Here is a 20,851-nt window from a genome sequence, read left to right as displayed (position 1 = left end):
ATGTTGGACAGGCTAAGCAGTGAAATGGAAGCGATCCACCATGCAGTGGAGGGTCTAGTTGAGATGGAGGAACAATTTAAAGGAGCGGGAGGTAATGCCATCCGTTCCTTTTACCAGGAATGTCATTTACCATTTCTTCATTTTTTTAAGTTGTTTTCCGAACAGTTCAAACAAGTGCTTCACCAGATGGAGGGGGCACTTCATTCACTCGAACCTGATTCAACCGGTTACATATTAGAACCATTCCTAGAGGGAGAGCTAGAACAGGGACTTACGCTAATTGGTCGCCTCACCGCTAGTTTGACGGATGAGGCAAACAGTATCATGGATCAGGTGAGTGATATTGTGGGACTGCCCCACTTAGATGATAGCGGAGTCCAGGAGGGAGTCATTCGTTCTAAGAGAAAACGTGAAGATACCGTCTCACAACTTTATGAATTTGATGCAACACAGACTTCCGCACTGAATCCCATTGAACAAGAATTGCAGACGATGAACACGTGGCTTACGGATATGGAGGGACTGTTCCAAGCAGGGGTAAAGGACATAAACTTCGTCCCAAGCCAATGGAATGTTCTGACGTTTAGAAGTGACATTAGAACGGAACTGTTCCCAAAAGTGTACTTAGATCCTAGCGATTTATGGATAAAGGAACAAGAACAGCTGATCGGTACGATGATTACTGCGGCCACTTTTCAAACCCTTGAAGGGAAAAAAGTGAACACTGTCGAAGAGAATTTGGATGAAAATATAAAATACCATGTGTATGAGAATGGTTTACTTATTAAAGAGTATGCTATAGGCCAATCAGTTTTCTATGAAGTTGTTTCCAAAGTTGAATATAAAGCAAAAGAGATCGTTCAAGCGGACACAACGAAGGAAAGTAATGGTCTAGATCGCTTCCAGACTGTATTAGATATAGCTGGGCTTGTACCTGTTTTTGGTGAAGTAGCAGATGGCATAAACGGTATTATCTATGCGGCGAGAGGGGATGCATTAAATGCGACTCTTTCTTTGGGAGCGATGATTCCCTTTGCTGGCTGGGCAAGTACGGGCACGAAATTAGCTGTAAAAGGGAACAATTTAAATCAAGTAAGAAATGTGGTAAGTACAGAGAAGATGGAGTCCATCTATTCTCCAATTTACAAAGATGTCGTCAACAGTTCACTAGGAAAAACTCAAAATCAACTAGATCTCTTAACTAATACTCATTACCAATTGGGTACGCCAAATGCCCTTGCATTCAATATGCCATTTCCAAAAACAGATATTCCTACAAGTATCAAAGGTGGAGATGTCGATGTTAAGGTTGAAGTGAAGAATGTGGATGTTGGGGCTAAGGGTACGGGAAATGGTAAGCTTTTAGATAATTTACCTAGAATAAAAGAAATTGAAGTGAACTTTAATAGAAATGTTAAACATGATTCAGAAGAGTTTACAAGACAATTAAGAGACCAAGAAAAAGGTATGAATGAGTTAAGGATGGACGAGTATCTAACAAATAGAGAAAGATATATTGCTGAAGGTAGAGCAATAGAAGGGAATGTTGCTCAACAAACAGCTAGAGAAGAAGCCTTATCTGATAAAATTTTCGAATTTATGGCTGATGAAAAATCATTTGATGAAGCAGAAAAAGAAGCTAAAGAATGGCTAAATACCCAAGCAGCACTTCATAATCCAGATCAGATTGCGGGAGGAAAACCTGATAAAATTGGTGGAATGGGACATAAAGGTATAAATTCTTCAATTGGTTCCCAATGGAGATATAGAATTGATGTTGTTGATGAACAAATAAGGGAAATGGCTAAGAATATGACACCTGAGCAAATAAAAAATACCTATTTGAATGTAAAATTGAAAAACTAAGGAGATTTTTTAATGGAAAAAGTTTTAAGTGATTTTAAGTTGAATAGTAAGGTTCCTAACGAGATCATTGAAAAATATAAAAATTTAGTCCCTAAAGAAATAATAGATTTGTGGCAGGATTATGGATTTGGAACATTTATGCAAGGTTATTTTAAAAGTGTCAACCCAGAAGAGTACATTGATATCTTACAAGAGAGTAGTCAAAGATATACTGATTCTGTAGTGTTATTTGCAACAAGTATGGGGGATTTAGTTATATGGGCTGATGGTTATGTAAGATTGCTTAATTTTAGATATGGGGTGCTTAAAACACTTATACCAAACTTTTTATACTTTTTTAAAAGTCTGAATTCAGAAAGGTTTCGAGACGAGTATTTAATGTGGCAACCATATCCCAAAGCAGTTGAAAAATGTGGAGAAATATCTTATGAAGAGTGCTTGGGCTATACACCTCTATTAGGTCTAGGTGGAGCAGAAAAAGTAGAGAACTTAAAAAAGGTCAAATTGAAGGAACATATTCTTATTATTACTGAATTTATGGGACCAGTCCAGTAATATCGGGAAGTATAAGACAAGCTGTAACAAGAGAATGATTTCCTAATTGAAGATACGGGTGACTAGAACGAAAAAAAGATGTTTAAGGATAAGATTTGTGTATTCCTTTATATAGCTAACAATAAGCATTTGATTGTCTTTTAGGCAACATGTGCTTTTTTTTTGAGAAATTTATGTTTTGAAGACATAAAAATTGAAGTAAATAAGTGTCGGGTACCAGGTAGTCAAACAATTCGCTACTCTGGTAATTTAAATGTAGGTCCAGGAGTTAAGTGTATAATAGCTTCGCATCAGGATTTATCTCCTGTGTGGGGCTTTTTGTACTTATATCCCACTGACTTATGGCTAAAGGAACATGAACAGCTGATCGGTACGATGATTACTATAGCGACTTTTCAAACCCTTGAAGGGAAAAAAGTGAACACTTGTAACCGTCAAGGTCAAAACGACAGTTTCTGCTCGTTTGAAATGAACACTTTCGCTTAAAATATATGCTGCCTATTTTTCATTCGATAGCTATCACTATTCATGTGAATCACTTCGACACGATGTAACAGCCGATCTAGAATGGCTGTCATAATCCCTTGATCCCCCATTAACTCCGTCCATTGTTCTGGGCTCTTATTCGACGTTAGAATAATCGAACTTCGTTCGTATAGATAATTGATGAGCTGGAAGAATAGATTTGCCTCACGCTGATCCATTGCCATGTACATTAAATCATCAATAATCACTAAATCAGATGTTTGAAGTCGTTTCATTTGAACCTGCGATTTATGCGCAAATTCTTGGGTTTTCAGAAGCTGAATTAATTCTCCCATTGTCACAAAGTACACTTGGAACCCTTTATGAATAGCCTCTAAGCCTAACCCTATCGCTAGAAATGTTTTGCCAACACCAGGTGGGCCTAATAAGATTAAGTTGTATTGCTGCTCTAACCAGCTGAACTCTTGTAACTGTGTCAGTTGACGAGATGTAAGAGCTGTTTGCTCCTCTACTTGAAATTCTTGTAACGTTTTAATGTAGGGGAAGCGCGCCCATTTAATACGACGTCCTATACTTTTTTCCTCGCGTTTGCCTAGCTCAAATGATGTGATAGCTTCCAAAAATTCTAAGTAAGTCCATGATTCTTTTTCAGCTTCGCGAAGGAGCTGCGGGAGCTCCTCTGCCGTTTCTGACAGCCGTAGCTGACGAAAATGATTCTGTAAGTCTTTCACCGTTTTATTCATGAGACAATCCCTCCTAGAATTCGTGTATACGTTTCTAAGGGGCGTGTTTCTACTTGAATATTCGTTGGAGTCATTGAAACATTCTGTTGCTCATGGAGTAGGGCTGATTCCTCTAGATTCGATTGCTTCAAGTAACGCACTACGTCTCTAAAGTCATTCGCACTATATAATTTTTCACGCATACACTTTTGAAGTGCTGAATCAATCCATTCGGGTTCTTCTTTAATCACCTTTTGTAGAATTATTAATTGATCTCTACGATAACGCACGTATTTCATACAAATTTCGTCCACATACATCAATGCGTCTTCTTGTTCTTCAAAATATGAAATGACGGTTTTCTTTAACTCTTCAATTCCTTTAGAACGGTCTCGGGTATGATTACGATTTTGAATAAGCTTTCCTTTTTCGCTACTAATTTGATGTTCGGCCAGCACTTCACCGTTTGACTGCTTACGAATAACCAACGTATCTTGTTGCTCACCTTGTATGTCTAAAACAACCTGATTCTCTGGTGATACTCCATAAGTTCCTAATGGAACTGAGTAACGGTTGGACGCAAAGCGAATCGTATTGTCCTTGCCTACATTTCTTGTTATAATATATGCATGTGTACTTTCATTTGAAAGTAGTGAAGAGACTGGTTCTAAGTGTTGCTTTTCGACGAGAAACACTTCGACTGGGCTCTTTTTTGTTGTGTTATGCACATTTTTATTTCCTGTGCGTTCCAACCACTGGAGCGCACGTTCATTCCAGTCCTCAATATCTTTAAAAACACGGCTGTCTGCGAAATTTCCCTTTATGTATTTCACTACATTTTCAATCATTCCTTTTGATTCAGGATCGGCTTTTCGACATAAATGAACACGGAACTTTTGATCTTTTACATACGCTTGGAATTCTGCTGTTAACACGATATCCCCAGCGTTTTCGCTGACTGATAGTAAGTGATCTTGGTCATACACAATTTCTTCCGTACGACCACCCAAAAAGCGAAAGGCATTTTCATGACAACGAATGGCATCCTTCGTAGTGAAAGGTCGGTCTTGCCACTCCATGTACTTATACCGCGAATGTGCTAAAACAAAGGCAATGAAGTATAATTTCACTTCTTTTTTCGTCGTCGTTTTCTGTCTTGTTTCTCCCCAATCCACCTGTATCTGTTTGCCCATCGGCTGTTCAGGAACGGCCTCATATTGCCTAACAATCGCTTTTTTCTCAATTTGATAAATCTCACGGATCTCTTTTACATAGGTACGAACTGTGCTTTCTCCGATTACCAAATCAGGATAGCGCTCGATTAACCAATCTTGAATTTGTGCTGCACTTAAATGTGGGTATTCTTCTAGCCATGCGACAACCCAATCCTTGTAGGGATCCAATTTCTTAGGTTTCTTCAAAGGATTCCCCAAATATTCTTGTGCTTCCTCAAATGACATATTCAAATACTTATAAACAGTTCCACGCGTTACTTTCAAATGTTTTGCAATCTGTGCAATCTTCATTTTCCGTTTGTATAGTTGCTGAATTTCGATGTATAACACTAACTTTTCCTCCAAGTCCTTACCTCCAGTAAACTAATAATCCTAGCTTACTAGATGGCATGATTGTTGGCGAAAGTGTTCAAGGCATTCGAGCGAAAACTGTCTCTTTTAGTATAGCGGTTACAACACTGTCGAAGAGAATCTGGATGAAAATATAAAATACCATATGTATGAAAATGGTTTACTCATTAAAGAGTATGTTGTAGGCCAAACAGTTTTCTATGAAGTTGTTTCCAAAGTTGAATATAAAACAGAAGAGACCGTTAAAGTCGACAAACCCAAAGAAAACAAATTACTTGATTCTTTCCAGTTTGGATTAGATTTAGCAGGGCTTGTACCTGTTTTTGGTGAAGCAGCAGATGGTGTTAATGGTATTATCTATGCGGCGAGAGGGGATGCATTAAATGCGACTCTTTCTTTGGGAGCGATGATTCCCTTTGCTGGCTGGGCAAGTACGGGCACGAAATTAGCTGTAAAAGGGAACAATTTAAATCAAGTAAGAAATGTGGTAAGTACAGAGAAGATGGAGTCCATCTATTCTCCAATTTACAAAGATGTCGTCAACAGTTCACTAGGAAAAACTCAAATTCAACTAGATCTTTTATCTACCACTCATTACCAATTGGGTACTCCAAATGCCTTTACATTAAATATGCCATTTGCAAAAACAGATATTCCTACGAGTATAAAAAGTGGAGCTACCGATGTTAAGGTTGAAATAAAGAATGTGGATGTTGTGGCTAAGGGTACGGGCAATACTAAGAAGACTCAGTCAATTAATAAAGAAAAATTTGAGAATGCAATGGTTGAAGCTGTAAGGAATCAACCTCCGTATACTAGAAAGCCTAATAAACCTAGAAATTTCACAAGCAAAGTTCGTAATGAGGATGGAACAACTACTTATACGTTCATATCTAAAAAGAATGAAAAAGAGTATAATGTAGCATATGATAAAAAGGGTTTTCCAATATTTAGTGCAAAGCATGAAATTTCTTTACCAGAGAAACTTTATCTAGAAACTGACGCAGTACAATTTGGATATTTATCTAAATCGTTATACAAAGAAATAAAAGAAAATCCAGAATTGGCAACAAAATTCACAAAGCAAGAAATAGAATTTTTGGAAGCAGGTAAAGTACCTCAAACTTTAACATGGCATCACAACCAACAGCCAGGAAAAATACAAATAGTTGACTATTTTGAACACCAATCAGCTAGTCATACTGGTGGAAGAGCAATATGGGGTGGAGGTGAAGCTGGTAGAAAAGGGGAAATTAAAAAACAGATTTTGGAGATGATTTCATGGGATTAATTAAATGGATTTTTACAGAAGAACCGCTAGATGAAATGAAAATTGGTGAAGTTGAAAATTCATTTGGGTTTAATCTACCTGATGACTATAAACAGTGCATAATAGAAAATAATGGTGGTTTCCCAGAACCTAATATTTTTGATTGCGATGATGGAATGATTGAAGCTGTCTTCAATAATCTAATTAGTTTTACTAATAAAGACTTAAACATTAAAATGTTTTATGAGTTCTCATCTCAGAAATTAATTCCTTTTGCTAAAGATCCTTTTGGTAATTTATTATGTTTTGACTATCGCTACAATGAAAAATCACCAAAAATTATTTTTTATGACTGTGAAGAAACAACAATAACTCCAGTGTGTGATTCATTTACTGACTTATTAGAGAGATTATATGCGTTAGAAAGTATTTAATGGAGTAGGAAGTGGTATAATTGGAATTAAACTTTGAATTTTCATTTAAACGATTAGTAAGGCAAGATATTGAGGCATTCGAGAATGAATATGGTGTAAATCTCCCAGAAAATTATAAGAAGTTTTTGCTTCTCAATAACGGTGGTAAACCAGTGAAAAGAAGATTTAAGACAGCAGATGGAACCATTACGTCCTCAGTAATGTTGTTTCTACCTATATCGAAAGAAACAGATTCAAATCTAGAGAGCTTTTATGAGAAATATTGTACAAACAAGATAGTCCCTTCTAATTTAATTCCAATTGGTGTAGATCCTGCTGATAGCTTGATTTGTTTAGCAATTAGTGAGCAGGATAAAGTGTATTTTTGTGATATGGATTACTTTGAAGAAGATAATGAGTTAAAAGATGAGTACGTTAACTTAATTTCAGAAAACTTCACATTTTTCCTCAATAACTTGTACGAAGCATAAGTATTAAATATAGCATAATAAATTTATAGAATCAGAGGCTCGTTAAGATGACTTTGAAATTCTGAAAAAGGTGGACAAACACACTCTGAAAAGAAGGCGTGGCTAACAGTTAAGATCTGGACCATTTTGCATAGGGCGTAAATAGGCATTAGCACATCCTCAACTAGAAATGACACCAAAATATTGCCGAAACAATAGTTTATTTCAAATTAAAACTTATCAATACCCTTGGGAATCCAGTATTCCCAGGGTATTTTTTTATCTATTTTATCTAACTGTCCAACAAGTGTCAGTATAGGAACTAAATTTTGGGGTACCTGTGCAACAAACAACAACGAACAATTCACCCAATTGTATAAAAATGAAAAAAGGAATAGATGTTGAAGTATATACCTAATCCACTTCTTATAAAAATGTAATTGTAGTGAATTGACGGAATAGTGTCGTGCACAGTGGTCGCCCCCCTTAAAACGGACAAAATAGGGTATAGAATATACAAAGCCTTATTATTCTATTTAAAGGAGAGGTTATTATGTATATCCGGAAAAAGTTAAAAAAGCGTCGTTCAACATTTGAAACAAAATTATATGCGGTTACACAAGTGATAGAGTTCAACCGAAACAAAAGGCTTGTTGCCGAAGAAATTGGCTTCAGTGTAAATTCAGTAATTAATTGGGTCAAAACCTTTGAACAGCACGGTGAGACTGGTCTTCAATCGAAAAACCCAGACTTACTATCAGATGATAGGATTGAATTAGAACGCCTACGTTGCTTTGAGACGAAATATTATCAACAACAAGAGGAGATTGAAATTCTAAAAAAGTTCCAGGTCTTTCTCAAGGAGAACGAAAACAAAAGTCATATGATGCCATAACTTCTTTGAGAAAGGAATATTCGGTTGAAAGACTTTGCAAGACACTTGGTGTATCAAAAAGTGGGTATTATGATTACATGAAGCGCCCACAACAAGGACCATCAGAACGCGATCTTCGAGATATTAAAGCTATAAAACGAACGTATAATAAGAGCAAAGGTACTTATGGTTGTAAACATATTGCAGGAGAACTTAAAGAAAGAGGCCATATTATAAACCATAAACGCGTGGCCAGATTAATGCATGAATTGAATTTAGCATCTAAGATAAGAAAGGCAAGAATCACTAGAGAAACAAGAACAAACCTTGTTGGCCATGTTTATCCAAATATATTAAATCGAAATTTTGATGTAGATTCTCCGAATCTAAAATGGGTTATGGACCTCACCGAAATCAAAGCAGAGGGCGCAAAACTGTTCATTTCAGCTATTGTTGATTTGTTCAATCGAGAACTAATTGCGCTGGCTGTTGGTTCCAGGCCGATTTATGAGCTAGTGGAAGCTACTATTCATATGGCAATGAACGAACGTGATCTTCAGTCAATGAAAGGCATTCTCTTCCATACCGATCAAGGAAGTGTCTTTACATCACTTCAGCACCATAAGAAATCAAAGGAACTTGGCTTTACGCCAAGTATGTCGAGAAAAGCAAACTGTTGGGACAACGCGGTCATTGAAAGTATCTTTTCTCACTTCAAAACCGAATTTGATTTTCATTATCCTTTGAATAATTATGCACAGGCTAAAATCGACTTACTGGCCTTCCGCAACTACTTTAACGATGAGAGAAGCCAAAAACGTTTAGGGTATAAGACACCTAAAGCCTTCTTGGAAGCGCACTTGTTACCTCAAAGCTAGTATTTAACTGCGTCCGATATATAGGGGGCAAACCACAGGTACCTGAAATTTAAAAACGAATTCTTTAATAAGTGAAAGAGTTTGGGTCGCATTGCTCCCGTAAAAGATTAAAAGCTTCTCCTAAAGATGTGTGAAGGGAATAATTAAAAGACTTATGGGAAGCATTTACCCTAGCCGAGACAGTTTCAAAATAGAGCATTGCAGTTAACAATCAAATAAAGAGCAAAGTTTGTGAATAAATGTACTTAAACTAATGTTCTTTAGATGAACAATCGGCTGCCTTTACAGGGCAGCATTTGTTTCCATTCTAGAGCTATATCAGTTATATCTTTGAACGTGGAGTTTTGCATCAGTATTCTTGAAAAGCTCTTCAAATAGATGAATTCCTTCCACGCATTTTTGTTCTATGTGTTCAAAAAAATCAGTGTAACTATTAAAGGAATAGCCTTCAAAATGTTTCTGAGCTGTTTTAATTATGTTGTCAATTTGTTCTTTATGTGTAAGTGACATACTCACGATTTCTCCAAAAGCTATCTCATGAGTATAAATACTATACTTTATATAGTCTTCGCATAACTTTTTGTACTTCGATATTTCATTTTTTGAGAGTTGATTCCGATAGTCAGAAACATCTAGAGGATCACTGTAAATGTGCAAGGGTTTTGCTGTATGATGTATCCTTTTGATTCTTTTTTCTAGCCAACGTTTTTCAAATAATGATAAAAACTCATTCCAAGAAAGCAAATGTATATTAGTATTTTTAGTTGCCTCATATGCTCCTGATTGAAATCCTTTTTTAGCGATGATTATACCGTGCTGGGAACCATAATCACTTACAACCGTTCTAAATGAGTGAATAACCATTTGAGGGATATCTGTGTTCCAATATTTACATTCGATAAGGTACTCTGATGAAGGTGTGCTATTGCTATCCTTTGCGAACACATCGATATTAACAGTACCTCTTACTGTTGATATCTGTTTGCCACGTTTCGCATCAAATCCACATTGATTTAATATTTTCGCAACTATTAATTCTAATTCTTGCCAACTGTTTGGAGGTTCATGAACAATTTCCAATACAAAGTCCCCCCATAAACTTAAGATTAAAAATGTTAGATTATAAGCATATTCATACATTTCTAACTAGAGATATTTCAAATCTATTAATTAAGCATTGCTTAATTTTTTATACATATTCATAAGTTCAGCCACACACTCTGATTCGGTCATCGTTCGCCAATCAAGTCCATAAGCATCCATAACTTTCTTATCGTTCTCTTGATGTGCTTTTCGTAATTCTGGTGGCATGGTTAGTTCATCGTATAGATCCGCTAAAGACCAATTGGGATATAATTCTCTTGCCTGTAAAATATTTTCAGCTGTTTGTTCAAGTTTCTTTTTTTCTGCTTCGTTTAGATTAGGAAATGGAAATGTATTATAAACTATAAATATTGAGTATCTGTAATCGCTTTTCAGTCTTCCTGCAACAGTTCTCATCCAACCCATATGAACATTAGAATTTAAAATAGAAAAATCCAATAGGGTTCCTTTTGGTAGTGTTTGTACTAAGTTACTTAGGATTACAGATTTATCTACATAACCAATTGGAATATATCTACGATTTTCTGAAGACGCTGAAGGTATAACTAATGCTGTCTCAGGATTATTTGTTTCTCTAAAAAGCCATGGAGTTTCAGCTTTTTTTCTAGTACCTGCGTCCTGACTAGCTAAACGCATCTTCCGAACATTATCTATCCTTTCCATTAATAGTGGATGTTTACGTACCTCTCGCATATCTGCATCTGCAAACCACAAACAGTATCTTTCTTTCCCTTGAATGAATTCTCTTGCACCCATAAATATTTTAATCCACTTTATAGCCTCTGGATCTTTGGAAAGTAGCTCATCTTTTTCTTTTTTTGTCAGAAGTAAAAATCCTCCTTCTGTGGGCTGGTTACCCCTGACCATTTTCTTTCTGTTATTAAATGGGAATCTTGCTTCCTTTACAATAATATTCGGCGCATCAACGAGATATGGATTAATATTATTTGCTATTATTGATTTTCCTTCTGAAGAATAAATCAATTTTGTTTTAGGGCTAATCTCCTCTTTACTGAATCCAATGATTACACAATGAACAGCAGCTTTCCCTTTAGATTCTGTTATCCATTTGAATGTTGTGTATGCAAAGTTAATGGATATTCTATTATTTAAAAAAGGTTCCCATAAAATTTCTACTTGCTCTCCTTGTGTAATAGAATTTGTAGCTACAAAAGCAGCTTTAATTGAAGGTCTTTTATTCATTAATTGCATAGTTTTTAAAAACCAGGAAGCTACATAATCTAAGTTTTTCAGTTTAGCTTTTTCACCAAAAATGTCTCTCATGTCTTGTTTTTGTTGTCCAGTTTGATAAACTCCACCAATGAAAGGTGGATTACCAACTATATAATTAATATCACCTTCAATAATAAGGGTTTCCCAGTTCATGTTTAATGCGTTATCTTGTATTATTTTTGCATCGCTTTTGATTGGTAAGAAATCAATGTTTGTATGAATAATATCCTCAGTTTCTTGAATCATCTGTGATTCAGCTATCCAAAGAGCAGTTTTGGCAACTGTTACAGCAAAGTCATTGATTTCAATTCCGTAAAATTGAGTAATTGATACTTTGATGGGATTTACTACATCACCAAGAACGACTTGCATTCCAAAGATGTTTTTAATCACTTCATTTTCTAGTCTTCGTAATGAAATATAAGTTTCGGTTAAGAAGTTTCCGCTACCAGCTGCAGGATCTAAGAATTTAAGAGACGCAAGTTTCTCTTGGAATTCTTCAAGTCTTTGTATTCTTATATTGTGAGTTTTTAGAAGTTGAACTTTTTCAAACTCTTTATTTAACTCATTCATAAATAATGGATCTATAACTTTATGTATATTTTCGATAGAAGTATAATGCATTCCTCCTGATCGCCTTGTATCAGGGTTTAGGGTACTTTCAAATACACCACCAAATATGGTTGGACTGATATTACTCCAATCAAAACCTGAACTTGCTTTATTGAGAATAATGTCGATGATTTCATCGTTTAGTCTTGGTATTTCGATATCTGAATGCTCAAATAAACCTCCATTTACATAAGGAAACGCTGCTAAATCATCTTCCAAGTAAGGGTCTCTTTCCTCAGGTTTTTGATTGAGAACTTTAAAAAGTTTAATTAAGGCGCCCCTAAAATGAATACTCTGATGTTTAATCAAATAATTATAAAACATTCTATGTCGACCAAAAAGACCAGAATCTTCAGCATAAAAGCAAAAAACTAATCTTACAGATAATGTATTTAAATCTTTTAAAGTTTTTTCATCTTCAGGATTTTTATACTCTTTTAGTAAAGCATCGTACAAACTCCCTACTATCTCACCAGCTTGAATTGATATTTCTTTCATTTTTTCAATGTTTCTATCTTCTTGATGAACTAGAAATGATAATCGATAATAGTCTTGTTCCAAATCCTTTAAATGTAAAACTTCTGGTTCTCCATTAGGATTTTCCATATCGTATATGTGAAACATCTTAAAGTTACTAAGCACTATCCAACGTGGTCTATCTGAGTATGGTAATTCTGCAGAATATCTTTTAGCCTGCTGAAAAGGGGTGAGTAAAGAATTATCTGATTGACGGATCGCTTTCCCTAAATCTTTATCAATACTTTTTTGCTCTATTAAGACATGTGTAGAAGGAATGTAACCATCAATGAAACTTGTATGATCTAACATTACTCTATCTTCAAATCGTATAAAGTCTGTTGGATTTTCAACTCCATAGACATCCTGAAGCAAAGATATCCAAAAACGAGCACTGTCCCCTTTTTCATATCCTATACCTTCCCATTTTCCAGAAAATTCTTTTGCTGCTTGTCTTTGTTCTAGTTGTCCTATCATTTTCCCACCTCGTAATGAATTTTAATTATTCCTGTTATTTATATCATAGCACTTTATTTGGTTCCTACTTTAATTATTAAAACAACTGTCAGAAATCAAATAGATTACTTGTACATAATTTAATTACTTTTCACTTTCTATTTCTATAAAGCTTTCATACTTTCGCAAGTTAATCCAATTCTGAACCTTGTCTTTCCAAATCACTTTTGCACCCGTTAATGGATATGGACTATGAAGTCTTTGAAATTTTCTATCGTGCGTTGAAAAGGAAAGGACTCATTGTCTTTTCGGGCGTTTTCAAAGATGCGCTCAAGAAATTTTAAAGCGGTGAATTGGACAAGTATCGAGTAAAGGCTAAAAGTATCTAAATTTATAAATAATTGTATACTTAAGGAGAGAATGAGTACGCTTTGAGAGAAACTGACCGAAGAACAGCAAAAAGAATTGAATCAACAATTGATTGATGAAAAGGAAGATGACTAGTTTCGTATTATATATTTCAAAACTTTCTGGGGGGATATATTATGTCTGAAAGTAATGAGGATGTTGTTGATGAAGAACGTCCAGAAGAAATAAGTGAAGAAGAAATAGAAAAAGAAAAAGTGAAGACAGAAGAAAGAAAGAGTAAAGCAGATGAGTTATGGAAAGCCGTTCAAGCTGGAGATGATAAAAAGCTTACTACTCGTGTAGCAAGTATTTTGAATAGATATCCTGACACTAGAAATTCGGATATTACTCTGCAAATGCAATACTGGCGTGTTTATAATGGCATTACTTCTGATTCTGTCGATTTGAAAGATTTATATAAGCTAGAGCGTTTAACCTCTATTACTAGAGCTAGAGCTAAAATACAAAATGAGTATCAGCTTTTTAGAGCTGATACTGAAGTAAGACGAAGAAGAAGAACCTTAGAAGAGGAAGAAAAAGAAAGCCAGTTATTAGATAAGCCCTCTTATAAATCAATTGATGTTTTTTCTGATGAGACTGGTAAAACCGCAAATTATGTATTTGTTGCAGGTGTTTGGTTTTTAGACAGTCAATATACTTCAAGAGTTCAACGAGATTTTTTTAAGTGGTCAACAGAAAAGGAAAAAGCAGGCGTAAGACTATCGAAAGAATTTCATTTTATGAAATTACCTAATAACAGCAATGAGCAATTGGAACTTTATAAAGAGTTTTTCGATATTATTATGCAAAACAGTGCAATGGTTAGTTTTAAGGCTGTTGGAGTGAATAAAACTAAAATTAATAGAATGCCTATCTCCGATCTAGTTACCAAGCTTTATTATCAATTTGTCAGATTAGGTGTTGAACATGAAATTAAATCTGAAAGAATTTCATTACCACATAAGATTAATCTAACAAAAGATCAAGATGGAGAAAGTGAGTTAGTCATAGAAACTATAAAACAAAACATAGGAGATAACTTTAAACTTCATCATGAAAATGATTTAGTGATGGATCAGTTAATTTGTATGGAATCTGAGAAGAGTATATTTTTACAGTTTGCAGATTTGTTTGCAGCATCAATTAACAGAAAATATAACAGTTCAGGAAATAATAATAAGGATAGATTAGCTGAATATATTTTAGACGTTGTAGGAATAAATGAAATTAATATTTCTGCTCATGAAGTTAATAGAGACGATCTTGAAACTGAAGATGACACTGACCATTCAGTTTTGTTTATGTTTGATTAATTTGCACATTTTGCTAAGTAATTGAGATTGACTATCTGACGGTCATTTTTTTGTTCAAAAGCTGACAAGCTGCAGAAGGAAAAACGCGGCATTAGTCAACGGTAAATATCTGACTGGAGCGAGAGCGGAAGGAATTTAAGGAGTTGATGAATTCGATACACCCGAACCCTCTCATCGTAGTTCAATAATCGGGTGCATTTCTACGATAAAGTGGAGACGCCTTTTTACTATTGTGGCAGTTTAGTGCACAAAAGAAAAAGGTACCTTATAAAACAAAGGTACCATCCGTTTTTATCTATTTTGTATCTTAATAACCTTATCCAGCCACTCATCAGGCTTTATTGCTTTTTGCATTTTAGTGTTAAATATTATTAATATTCTAATAAAAAAGATATGCAAAAAATCGAGGAGATGCAAATTAATAGTATTGTGTTCAACAGCAATACAATTATAGACTAGTAATTGTTTATTATACTGATAAATAGGAATTTATCGATTTGAAAGAAAGGTGAATACTATGGAAAAGAAACTCACTCCTGAATTAAAATTATACAAAGAAGAATTTGATTTTCTTCATAAAAAGATTGGTGAATTAGAATGGGAAATTGCTACAATATTTTATGGGCGAAAAGCTTTTAAAAGATCGGAAATTGAGACATTAAAGGATCGGCTTGAAAATTATAGAGATAATATTGGAATGTTAGTAGAGAAGATCAGAGATGAAGTAGGAGCTAATAAATCCAAATAGCATGATCGATATTTCTTTGCTAGTAATTGATATTGCTGTTGCTTTAGATCCTTGAATATCTATAATAACCATGATACTTCGGTCAGTGTTTAATAATCTTTTAAAGAAGTTCCTATTTATTCCTGCGACCACGTAATTCACTAATTGATTACTTCGGGAATACACTTCACTTGACTGTACAGCTATTTTCTTAGAAACGTAAATGTATGGCATCTGCTCATTATTATGAAAATTCGAAATTACGTTTCCTATTATTTTTCCATTTAGTACTTCAATCATTGTATAAAATGGTTCTCCAATTGTTTCTGGAGACGAAAAATAAAAGACAAAAGTGAAAGCAATGTAACTATTTGCGAAGCAGTAGCAAATTTTAAAAGAGTGAAAAATGGGTGAAAAAACTTTGTCTCCGTAAGATTTTTTTCATTCCACGGTCGAAACCACGGTCAAAGATTTTATTTTAGTGCTAAAACCTTTATAAACACTGTTGTTAAAGCATTTTGTGAAAAGGGAGTTCGACTCCCGCCGTCTCCATATTATGATGTCACAGCAGCGTTTAAGCGATGTGTGGCATCATTATGGCAACAACATATATAACAAAAACGACTTCATCTTTTGATGAGGTCGTTTTTTGTTTGGGTAAAATTCAGGGGTACCTATGCGTTGCGTAAAGACAACCAATTCGTGTATCTGAGTCGTGTCTGTGAGTATTTATTTTGAAGGATGTGGAGAAGTGGAATTAGGAAGCCAGAAGCTGAACCCATTAATATTTACATTCCCAGTATTAGAATGAGGACTCTACTTTTAAGCAAGATAGAGCAAAGGTTTTAGTGAAGGTAAACGAAGAAAAGAATTTATTTTTCATAATCCCTATATTGTTCCAAAAGGATGGTACTATTGTAATGCGAGGGGGATATTATATGAAGAAGTGGTCTTATTTACTAGTTATTTTACTTGTATTTTCTTTGCACAATAATGCAGAGGCGCATTCAGGACGAACGGATAGTAGCGGAGGACATAATTGTAGTCCGAAATCTGTCTCAAAAGGGTTATGCACTAGCTATCATTATCATAATGGTGGAGGAAGTACAAACACAGCACCTGCACCTGCTAAACCAGTTTACAACCCAAAGATTTACTATGATAGTGGTTACAAAGCTGGTTATGGCAAAGGACATGAAATGGGGTACAAAAAAGATTCACCTGAACAGAGTTCTGATGATTCTAACACGGACTATGTTGAAGGCTGGTCAGCTGGATACCAAAAGGGTCTAGAAGATGGACTAGCTAAAATTAATAAAGAAGAGCAAGATGCAAAAGATAAAAAAACCGGAAATGATCAAGGGGAAAAAGACGGTGCAACTTCATTTTTAGATGGGAAAAAAAACAATGATTTTTTATATGCTTCCGGGAGTTCGGAGCTTTATAAGAGTTCTTATATAGAAGCATTTGCTTCTTCGTGGCAATTAACAAAGAATAGTAAAGATAGTTATGATAAGGGTTATGAGCAAGGATTATCGCAAGATGAAATAGTTATTCCAGCTGTTTTTCAAACTGACATACTGACACCTGAATTTGAGAAGGGTCACAAAGCGGGAGAAGATGAACGAGATAAAAATGAAATAGCGAAGTATGGAAAGGAAGGACAGGCTTTAGGGTACGAGGTAAAAGAGTTAGCTATAACTGCGGATATTAAAAAAGATATTTATATCGAAGCATTTAAACAAGGATATGAGAGTGGTCTGCAAAAACGGAAAGAAGAAGTTGTAGAAGAAGGCTATAATTACGCTTTTAAACAAATGAAGTTTGCAAACTCTCCTTATGAAGGAAAAGAACACTTTTCGGAATGGATCAAAGAAGGTTACGACAACAATGAACTTGCAGTAGAAATAAAAACTAAATCAATTGAACTAGGCAAAGAAAATAAAGCATACACTATCCCAAAGAAATATATGGTTAACGATGATGCGATTGCCTTACACGATAAACTTTTCTTGAAAGGACAGAATATCCAAGAAGAAATAGATAGGAATAATCGTAACACTTTACTGACAACTGGTGCTATTGGTATTCCAGCGGTAGGCGGTGGAATATATTTTTGGACTCGAAAACGTAAAAAGAAAATAGCATAATTGTAAAGATGGTTTCATAAGATTTTTAAAAATATATTTATGAAATTATGAAACTATTGGAGAATAGGAAATATCTGCTATAAGTAGTATTAACCGTTACGCGAGGCGACACGATAAGGACTAAACCATTTCAACTTTTTGTTAGCGTTAATGTGCAACCATAAAAGCTCCTATAATCATTTGGGGAGCTTATTTGCGTTGAGAATTAATTAGATGAATATTTTATACAGGCTATCTAATCGTTGCTACGAAGTTGTCTGTGAGAGTGTGAAGGCTTAACAATAGGACTTGCATTTATAAGAATCGATCATAAAGGCAAGTCCCTTAACATCTTGTTAATTATTTTTTTCTGGTATTTTTAAAAATAACTTCAGTTGTAATAATTGCTAATTTTATTGTTATGATTATTAAAAAAAGTTCAATAACAATATTATCAAGATACATTCCTGATGTTAAAAAAGCTTGCATTTTTAAATAAACTACAATAAAAAAACTAGCACTATTTTTCCGAATATATATTTACCTAAATTACTCAGATTACCCGCCCTTTCATCGGAGTTATGTATTCATTTTTTACTGAATATGTAATTCAAATGGCTTGCTAGTTTCGTAACTAAATATTCATTCAATCGGTATATTCTAGAATATTAACAAATATTTAGTGAGTGCAGCCTATGCACGGTGCAAATCAGACACGATTCAGAATTAATTCGAATTGTGTGATACACAGGCAGACAAAACATTGAAGAAATGAACGAACTAAAAGATGAAGAAATCATTCAACATGCAAGTGAGGGTGCTACTTCAATAGTGAATCGTAACTATTCTCTGAATATCATTCTAGACGGTGATGGTCATGACACTAAAGAAGTAGAACTTCTTGTAAAGGATGATTCTATAGTGCAGAAGTTTTGAAATAACCCTACGGTGAATTTAAAGTAGACCTGCCATCAGAGCATTTGCTGGTAGTTTTTTTATTCTTGTATTTTAACGCCTGTTTGATATGGTGGTGGAAGGATGGTTATGGAGGAAATTATGACAAACATCAAAGAATTAGCTGGGCTTCTAGTTTTAGGCTTATTTTTCAGCCTTTTCACTTGGGTAATGATCGATTCTTATCTGGATGAGTACGATTTAGCTTCAATTCGATCAGCAGAAGCGACAGTCATTGAAAAAACAGCAAGCAAAGGGTTATTCACCCCTCCTACCTATTTTGTTTGGGTCGAACTTGCTGGCGGAGAAGAGATTAAATATCGCAACCGTGTTTCCAAAAGTCAGATAGAGAACATTGAAATTGGCGATACGATTAATGGTTATTTGACAGGTGCTACAACCTTTTCGACACTGCGCGATATACTCATTGATGGCCTCTATTACTTGATTGCTATTTTTGTTTTTGCGTTTATAGCTTTCTGTTTACTCGTGGCCTTTTTCTTATCCATTCCTGCATTGGAGCGCTTAGAAGAGAAGATATCTTCTGAGCGATTTAAAAAAAGGAAAAGAATGAGGAAAAAGAAACGAAAGAAAAAAGTAGATTCGAGACAAAGGGCTTGGAGAAATGCAGGTATTGTCATTGTAATTTTTCTTTTCATTGCCAAAAGTTTTGTAGTTAACCTGATTCGAACAGTGCAGCCATTCGGAAAGACAAAAACGGAAGCTACAGTGGTTGACCGATTCGAGTATACGACTTATCGGAAATACGAAGACTCAATTCGGGATTTAACCATCTCTTATAAAGATCATACGGGCAGAACTTTTGAAATGGCCAAAGACGTAACGCGACACACCTATCGGCAATATGGCATAGGAGACAAACTACCAATTAGCTATCGAAATGCCGATCCGTATGATGTGTTTGTTCGAGGGAATTCTATATGGGATTACCTTCTGTTATTTACATACTGGGAATTGTCTGTTTATATTGGTTTGATTGCTGTGAGTGCATTCTCTATTTGGGCTTTTCTAGATGATCATAAAGGAAAAAAAAGGTTTTGGCAAAAGTTTAATAGGAAGGTCGATAAAAAGTAAGATAGGCAAATGGATAGGATGCGGATATGCTGGTTTAGCCATGCATTTCTTTTTTGAATATTGCATATCTGTGCAAGAAACTTTTATGACAGTTTTTAAAAAATGCATTTGATTTTAGCGTAGTGGATAGTCAACATTTGCAAGTATATTTACTTAAATATGTAAGTCTTTAGAGGCAGGTTCGACTCCCGCTGTCTACAAATATGTTGTCACAGCAACGTTTAAGCGATGTGTGGTAGCAGTATGGGAACAATATATAGTAAAGAAAGACGATTTCATCTTTAGATGAGGTTGTTTTTTAGTGAGTGCTCCCTGTGCACGGTGCAAATCAGACACGATTCAGAATCAATTCGAATTGTGTGATGCACAGGCAGACAAAACTTTACATCAATGGACATGCCAAAATGTTAACTGATAATAGAGATGAACATTGACAAAATACTCTGTTTTCGTATACACTTTTCATAAGGAAGCTCCTTTCTGTAGAGTAGATAACTGATTAGTCGTCAGTTTCATTTTACAGAAGGAGCCCTTTTTCGTATTAATTTAACTTTATTTCTGATCCCAATCATTTTTTACGTTATTTTACTGCTATGCAACGCTAGTGGGCAACTGGTACTCTTGTAGAAGGGTAGTCAATCGGCTACTCTTTTCCCATCAAACAATAAAAGAACATTTCATTTAAAAATGAGAGGATGAGTAAAAATGGATAATTCACAAGAGAGAATCTGTAAGTTTCTAACTCAAAACAAGTTAAAATTCATCAGTGAAGATCAAGTAGCTAAAAAGTTCGGATACAAGAACATACTGACCTTTTACATTGGGAAAGAAGGATGGTCAGCCTATGGTATTGATGGAAGAGACTTTAAAGGTCGAAACCATCAAACATCTAAAGTTGGATTTCTTATTACAGAGTATAAAGATTCTGAAAAGGATACATATTAAAAAGCTGAATTTATGGGAGGGGAAAGAGTTATCTAATAGAAAATAAAAGCAACATTTTATAGCGCTAATAGAACTTTGTGACACCCGTTTAACCCCTATAATGGGGCTTTAGCAAGTTCATATATTGGGGTAGGCGGTACGGGGCTATTCCCCTTGCAATTATTCCTGAACCATTGGCATATTGAGTAAGTGCTGCCTGTGTACGTAGCAATAATATAGTTAGTGGTGGAAGTGGAAGG

The 20,851-nt window shown here is 35.0% G+C and carries 17 protein-coding genes; 13 read left to right on the top strand and 4 right to left on the bottom strand.

Annotated features, from left to right (window positions below):
• Positions 1–1,866 carry a T7SS effector LXG polymorphic toxin gene (locus MKZ26_RS10010; protein ID WP_340766083.1) on the top strand — a complete coding sequence of 622 codons (1,866 nt, stop codon included), beginning with the start codon at positions 1–3 and terminating at the stop codon, positions 1,864–1,866.
• 12 nt (positions 1,867–1,878) lie between these two features.
• Positions 1,879–2,421, top strand: coding sequence for a T6SS immunity protein Tdi1 domain-containing protein (locus MKZ26_RS10005; RefSeq protein WP_340766081.1), 543 nt, complete (start codon positions 1,879–1,881; stop codon positions 2,419–2,421).
• A gap of 482 nt (positions 2,422–2,903) precedes the next feature.
• Here MKZ26_RS10005 and istB read toward each other — a convergent pair whose 3' ends face one another.
• Together istB and istA are read right to left on the bottom strand one after the other, a co-directional pair.
• Entirely contained in the window at positions 2,904–3,650 is a 747-nt protein-coding gene (gene istB / locus MKZ26_RS10000; protein WP_338655207.1) for an IS21-like element helper ATPase IstB, read from the bottom strand.
• Positions 3,647–5,194 (bottom strand): IS21 family transposase, encoded by a 1,548-nt coding sequence (gene istA / locus MKZ26_RS09995; protein WP_340767593.1) that lies wholly within the window; start codon positions 5,192–5,194, stop codon positions 3,647–3,649. The genes istB and istA overlap by 4 nt, the downstream gene beginning before the upstream one ends.
• A gap of 166 nt (positions 5,195–5,360) precedes the next feature.
• Here istA and MKZ26_RS09990 point away from each other — a divergent pair, with 166 nt between their 5' ends.
• The 5 genes from MKZ26_RS09990 (at position 5,361) to MKZ26_RS09970 (ending at position 9,120) form a co-directional block, all read left to right on the top strand.
• A complete protein-coding gene (locus MKZ26_RS09990) occupies positions 5,361–6,506 on the top strand; it encodes an HNH endonuclease (RefSeq protein ID WP_340766079.1) in 1,146 nt (381 codons plus the stop codon).
• Positions 6,497–6,919 carry an SMI1/KNR4 family protein gene (locus MKZ26_RS09985; RefSeq protein WP_340766077.1) on the top strand — a complete coding sequence of 141 codons (423 nt, stop codon included), beginning with the start codon at positions 6,497–6,499 and terminating at the stop codon, positions 6,917–6,919. The genes MKZ26_RS09990 and MKZ26_RS09985 overlap by 10 nt, the downstream gene beginning before the upstream one ends.
• A 20-nt stretch (positions 6,920–6,939) precedes the next feature.
• Positions 6,940–7,389: an SMI1/KNR4 family protein gene (locus MKZ26_RS09980; protein WP_340766074.1), complete on the top strand. Its 450-nt coding sequence runs from the start codon at positions 6,940–6,942 to the stop codon at positions 7,387–7,389.
• Between the two features lie 532 nt (positions 7,390–7,921).
• On the top strand, positions 7,922–8,263 hold the full coding sequence (locus MKZ26_RS09975) for a transposase (protein WP_187045315.1): 342 nt from the start codon (positions 7,922–7,924) through the stop codon (positions 8,261–8,263).
• Positions 8,264–8,268: 5 nt separating this feature from the next.
• Positions 8,269–9,120: an IS3 family transposase gene (locus MKZ26_RS09970; protein WP_187045316.1), complete on the top strand. Its 852-nt coding sequence runs from the start codon at positions 8,269–8,271 to the stop codon at positions 9,118–9,120.
• 318 nt (positions 9,121–9,438) lie between these two features.
• Here MKZ26_RS09970 and MKZ26_RS09965 read toward each other — a convergent pair whose 3' ends face one another.
• Both MKZ26_RS09965 and MKZ26_RS09960 read right to left on the bottom strand, forming a co-directional pair.
• A complete protein-coding gene (locus MKZ26_RS09965) occupies positions 9,439–10,200 on the bottom strand; it encodes a restriction endonuclease (RefSeq protein WP_340766072.1) in 762 nt (253 codons plus the stop codon).
• Between the two features lie 90 nt (positions 10,201–10,290).
• Positions 10,291–13,062, bottom strand: coding sequence for a DNA methyltransferase (locus MKZ26_RS09960; protein ID WP_340766071.1), 2,772 nt, complete (start codon positions 13,060–13,062; stop codon positions 10,291–10,293).
• Positions 13,063–13,586: 524 nt separating this feature from the next.
• On the opposite strand from MKZ26_RS09960, the gene MKZ26_RS09955 reads away from it, so the two are divergent.
• The 6 genes from MKZ26_RS09955 (at position 13,587) to MKZ26_RS09930 (ending at position 20,612) form a co-directional block, all read left to right on the top strand.
• Entirely contained in the window at positions 13,587–14,762 is a 1,176-nt protein-coding gene (locus MKZ26_RS09955) for a DUF3800 domain-containing protein (RefSeq protein WP_340766070.1), read from the top strand.
• A gap of 517 nt (positions 14,763–15,279) precedes the next feature.
• Complete coding sequence (locus MKZ26_RS09950; RefSeq protein ID WP_340766068.1) at positions 15,280–15,510, top strand: hypothetical protein; 231 nt, start codon at positions 15,280–15,282, stop codon at positions 15,508–15,510.
• 917 nt (positions 15,511–16,427) lie between these two features.
• Entirely contained in the window at positions 16,428–17,639 is a 1,212-nt protein-coding gene (locus MKZ26_RS09945; RefSeq protein WP_340766066.1) for a YHYH domain-containing protein, read from the top strand.
• 750 nt (positions 17,640–18,389) lie between these two features.
• Positions 18,390–18,554 (top strand): hypothetical protein, encoded by a 165-nt coding sequence (locus MKZ26_RS09940; RefSeq protein WP_340766064.1) that lies wholly within the window; start codon positions 18,390–18,392, stop codon positions 18,552–18,554.
• Between the two features lie 120 nt (positions 18,555–18,674).
• Complete coding sequence (locus tag MKZ26_RS09935; protein ID WP_340766062.1) at positions 18,675–19,667, top strand: DUF3592 domain-containing protein; 993 nt, start codon at positions 18,675–18,677, stop codon at positions 19,665–19,667.
• Positions 19,668–20,372: 705 nt separating this feature from the next.
• Positions 20,373–20,612, top strand: coding sequence for a hypothetical protein (locus tag MKZ26_RS09930; protein WP_338653502.1), 240 nt, complete (start codon positions 20,373–20,375; stop codon positions 20,610–20,612).
• Positions 20,613–20,851: the final 239 nt, after the last annotated feature.

The sequence above is a fragment of the Sporosarcina sp. FSL K6-6792 genome (genome assembly GCF_038004885.1).
GTDB classification, from domain to species: domain Bacteria; phylum Bacillota; class Bacilli; order Bacillales_A; family Planococcaceae; genus Sporosarcina; species Sporosarcina psychrophila.
This window is presented reverse-complemented; position numbering and strand designations above follow the sequence as displayed.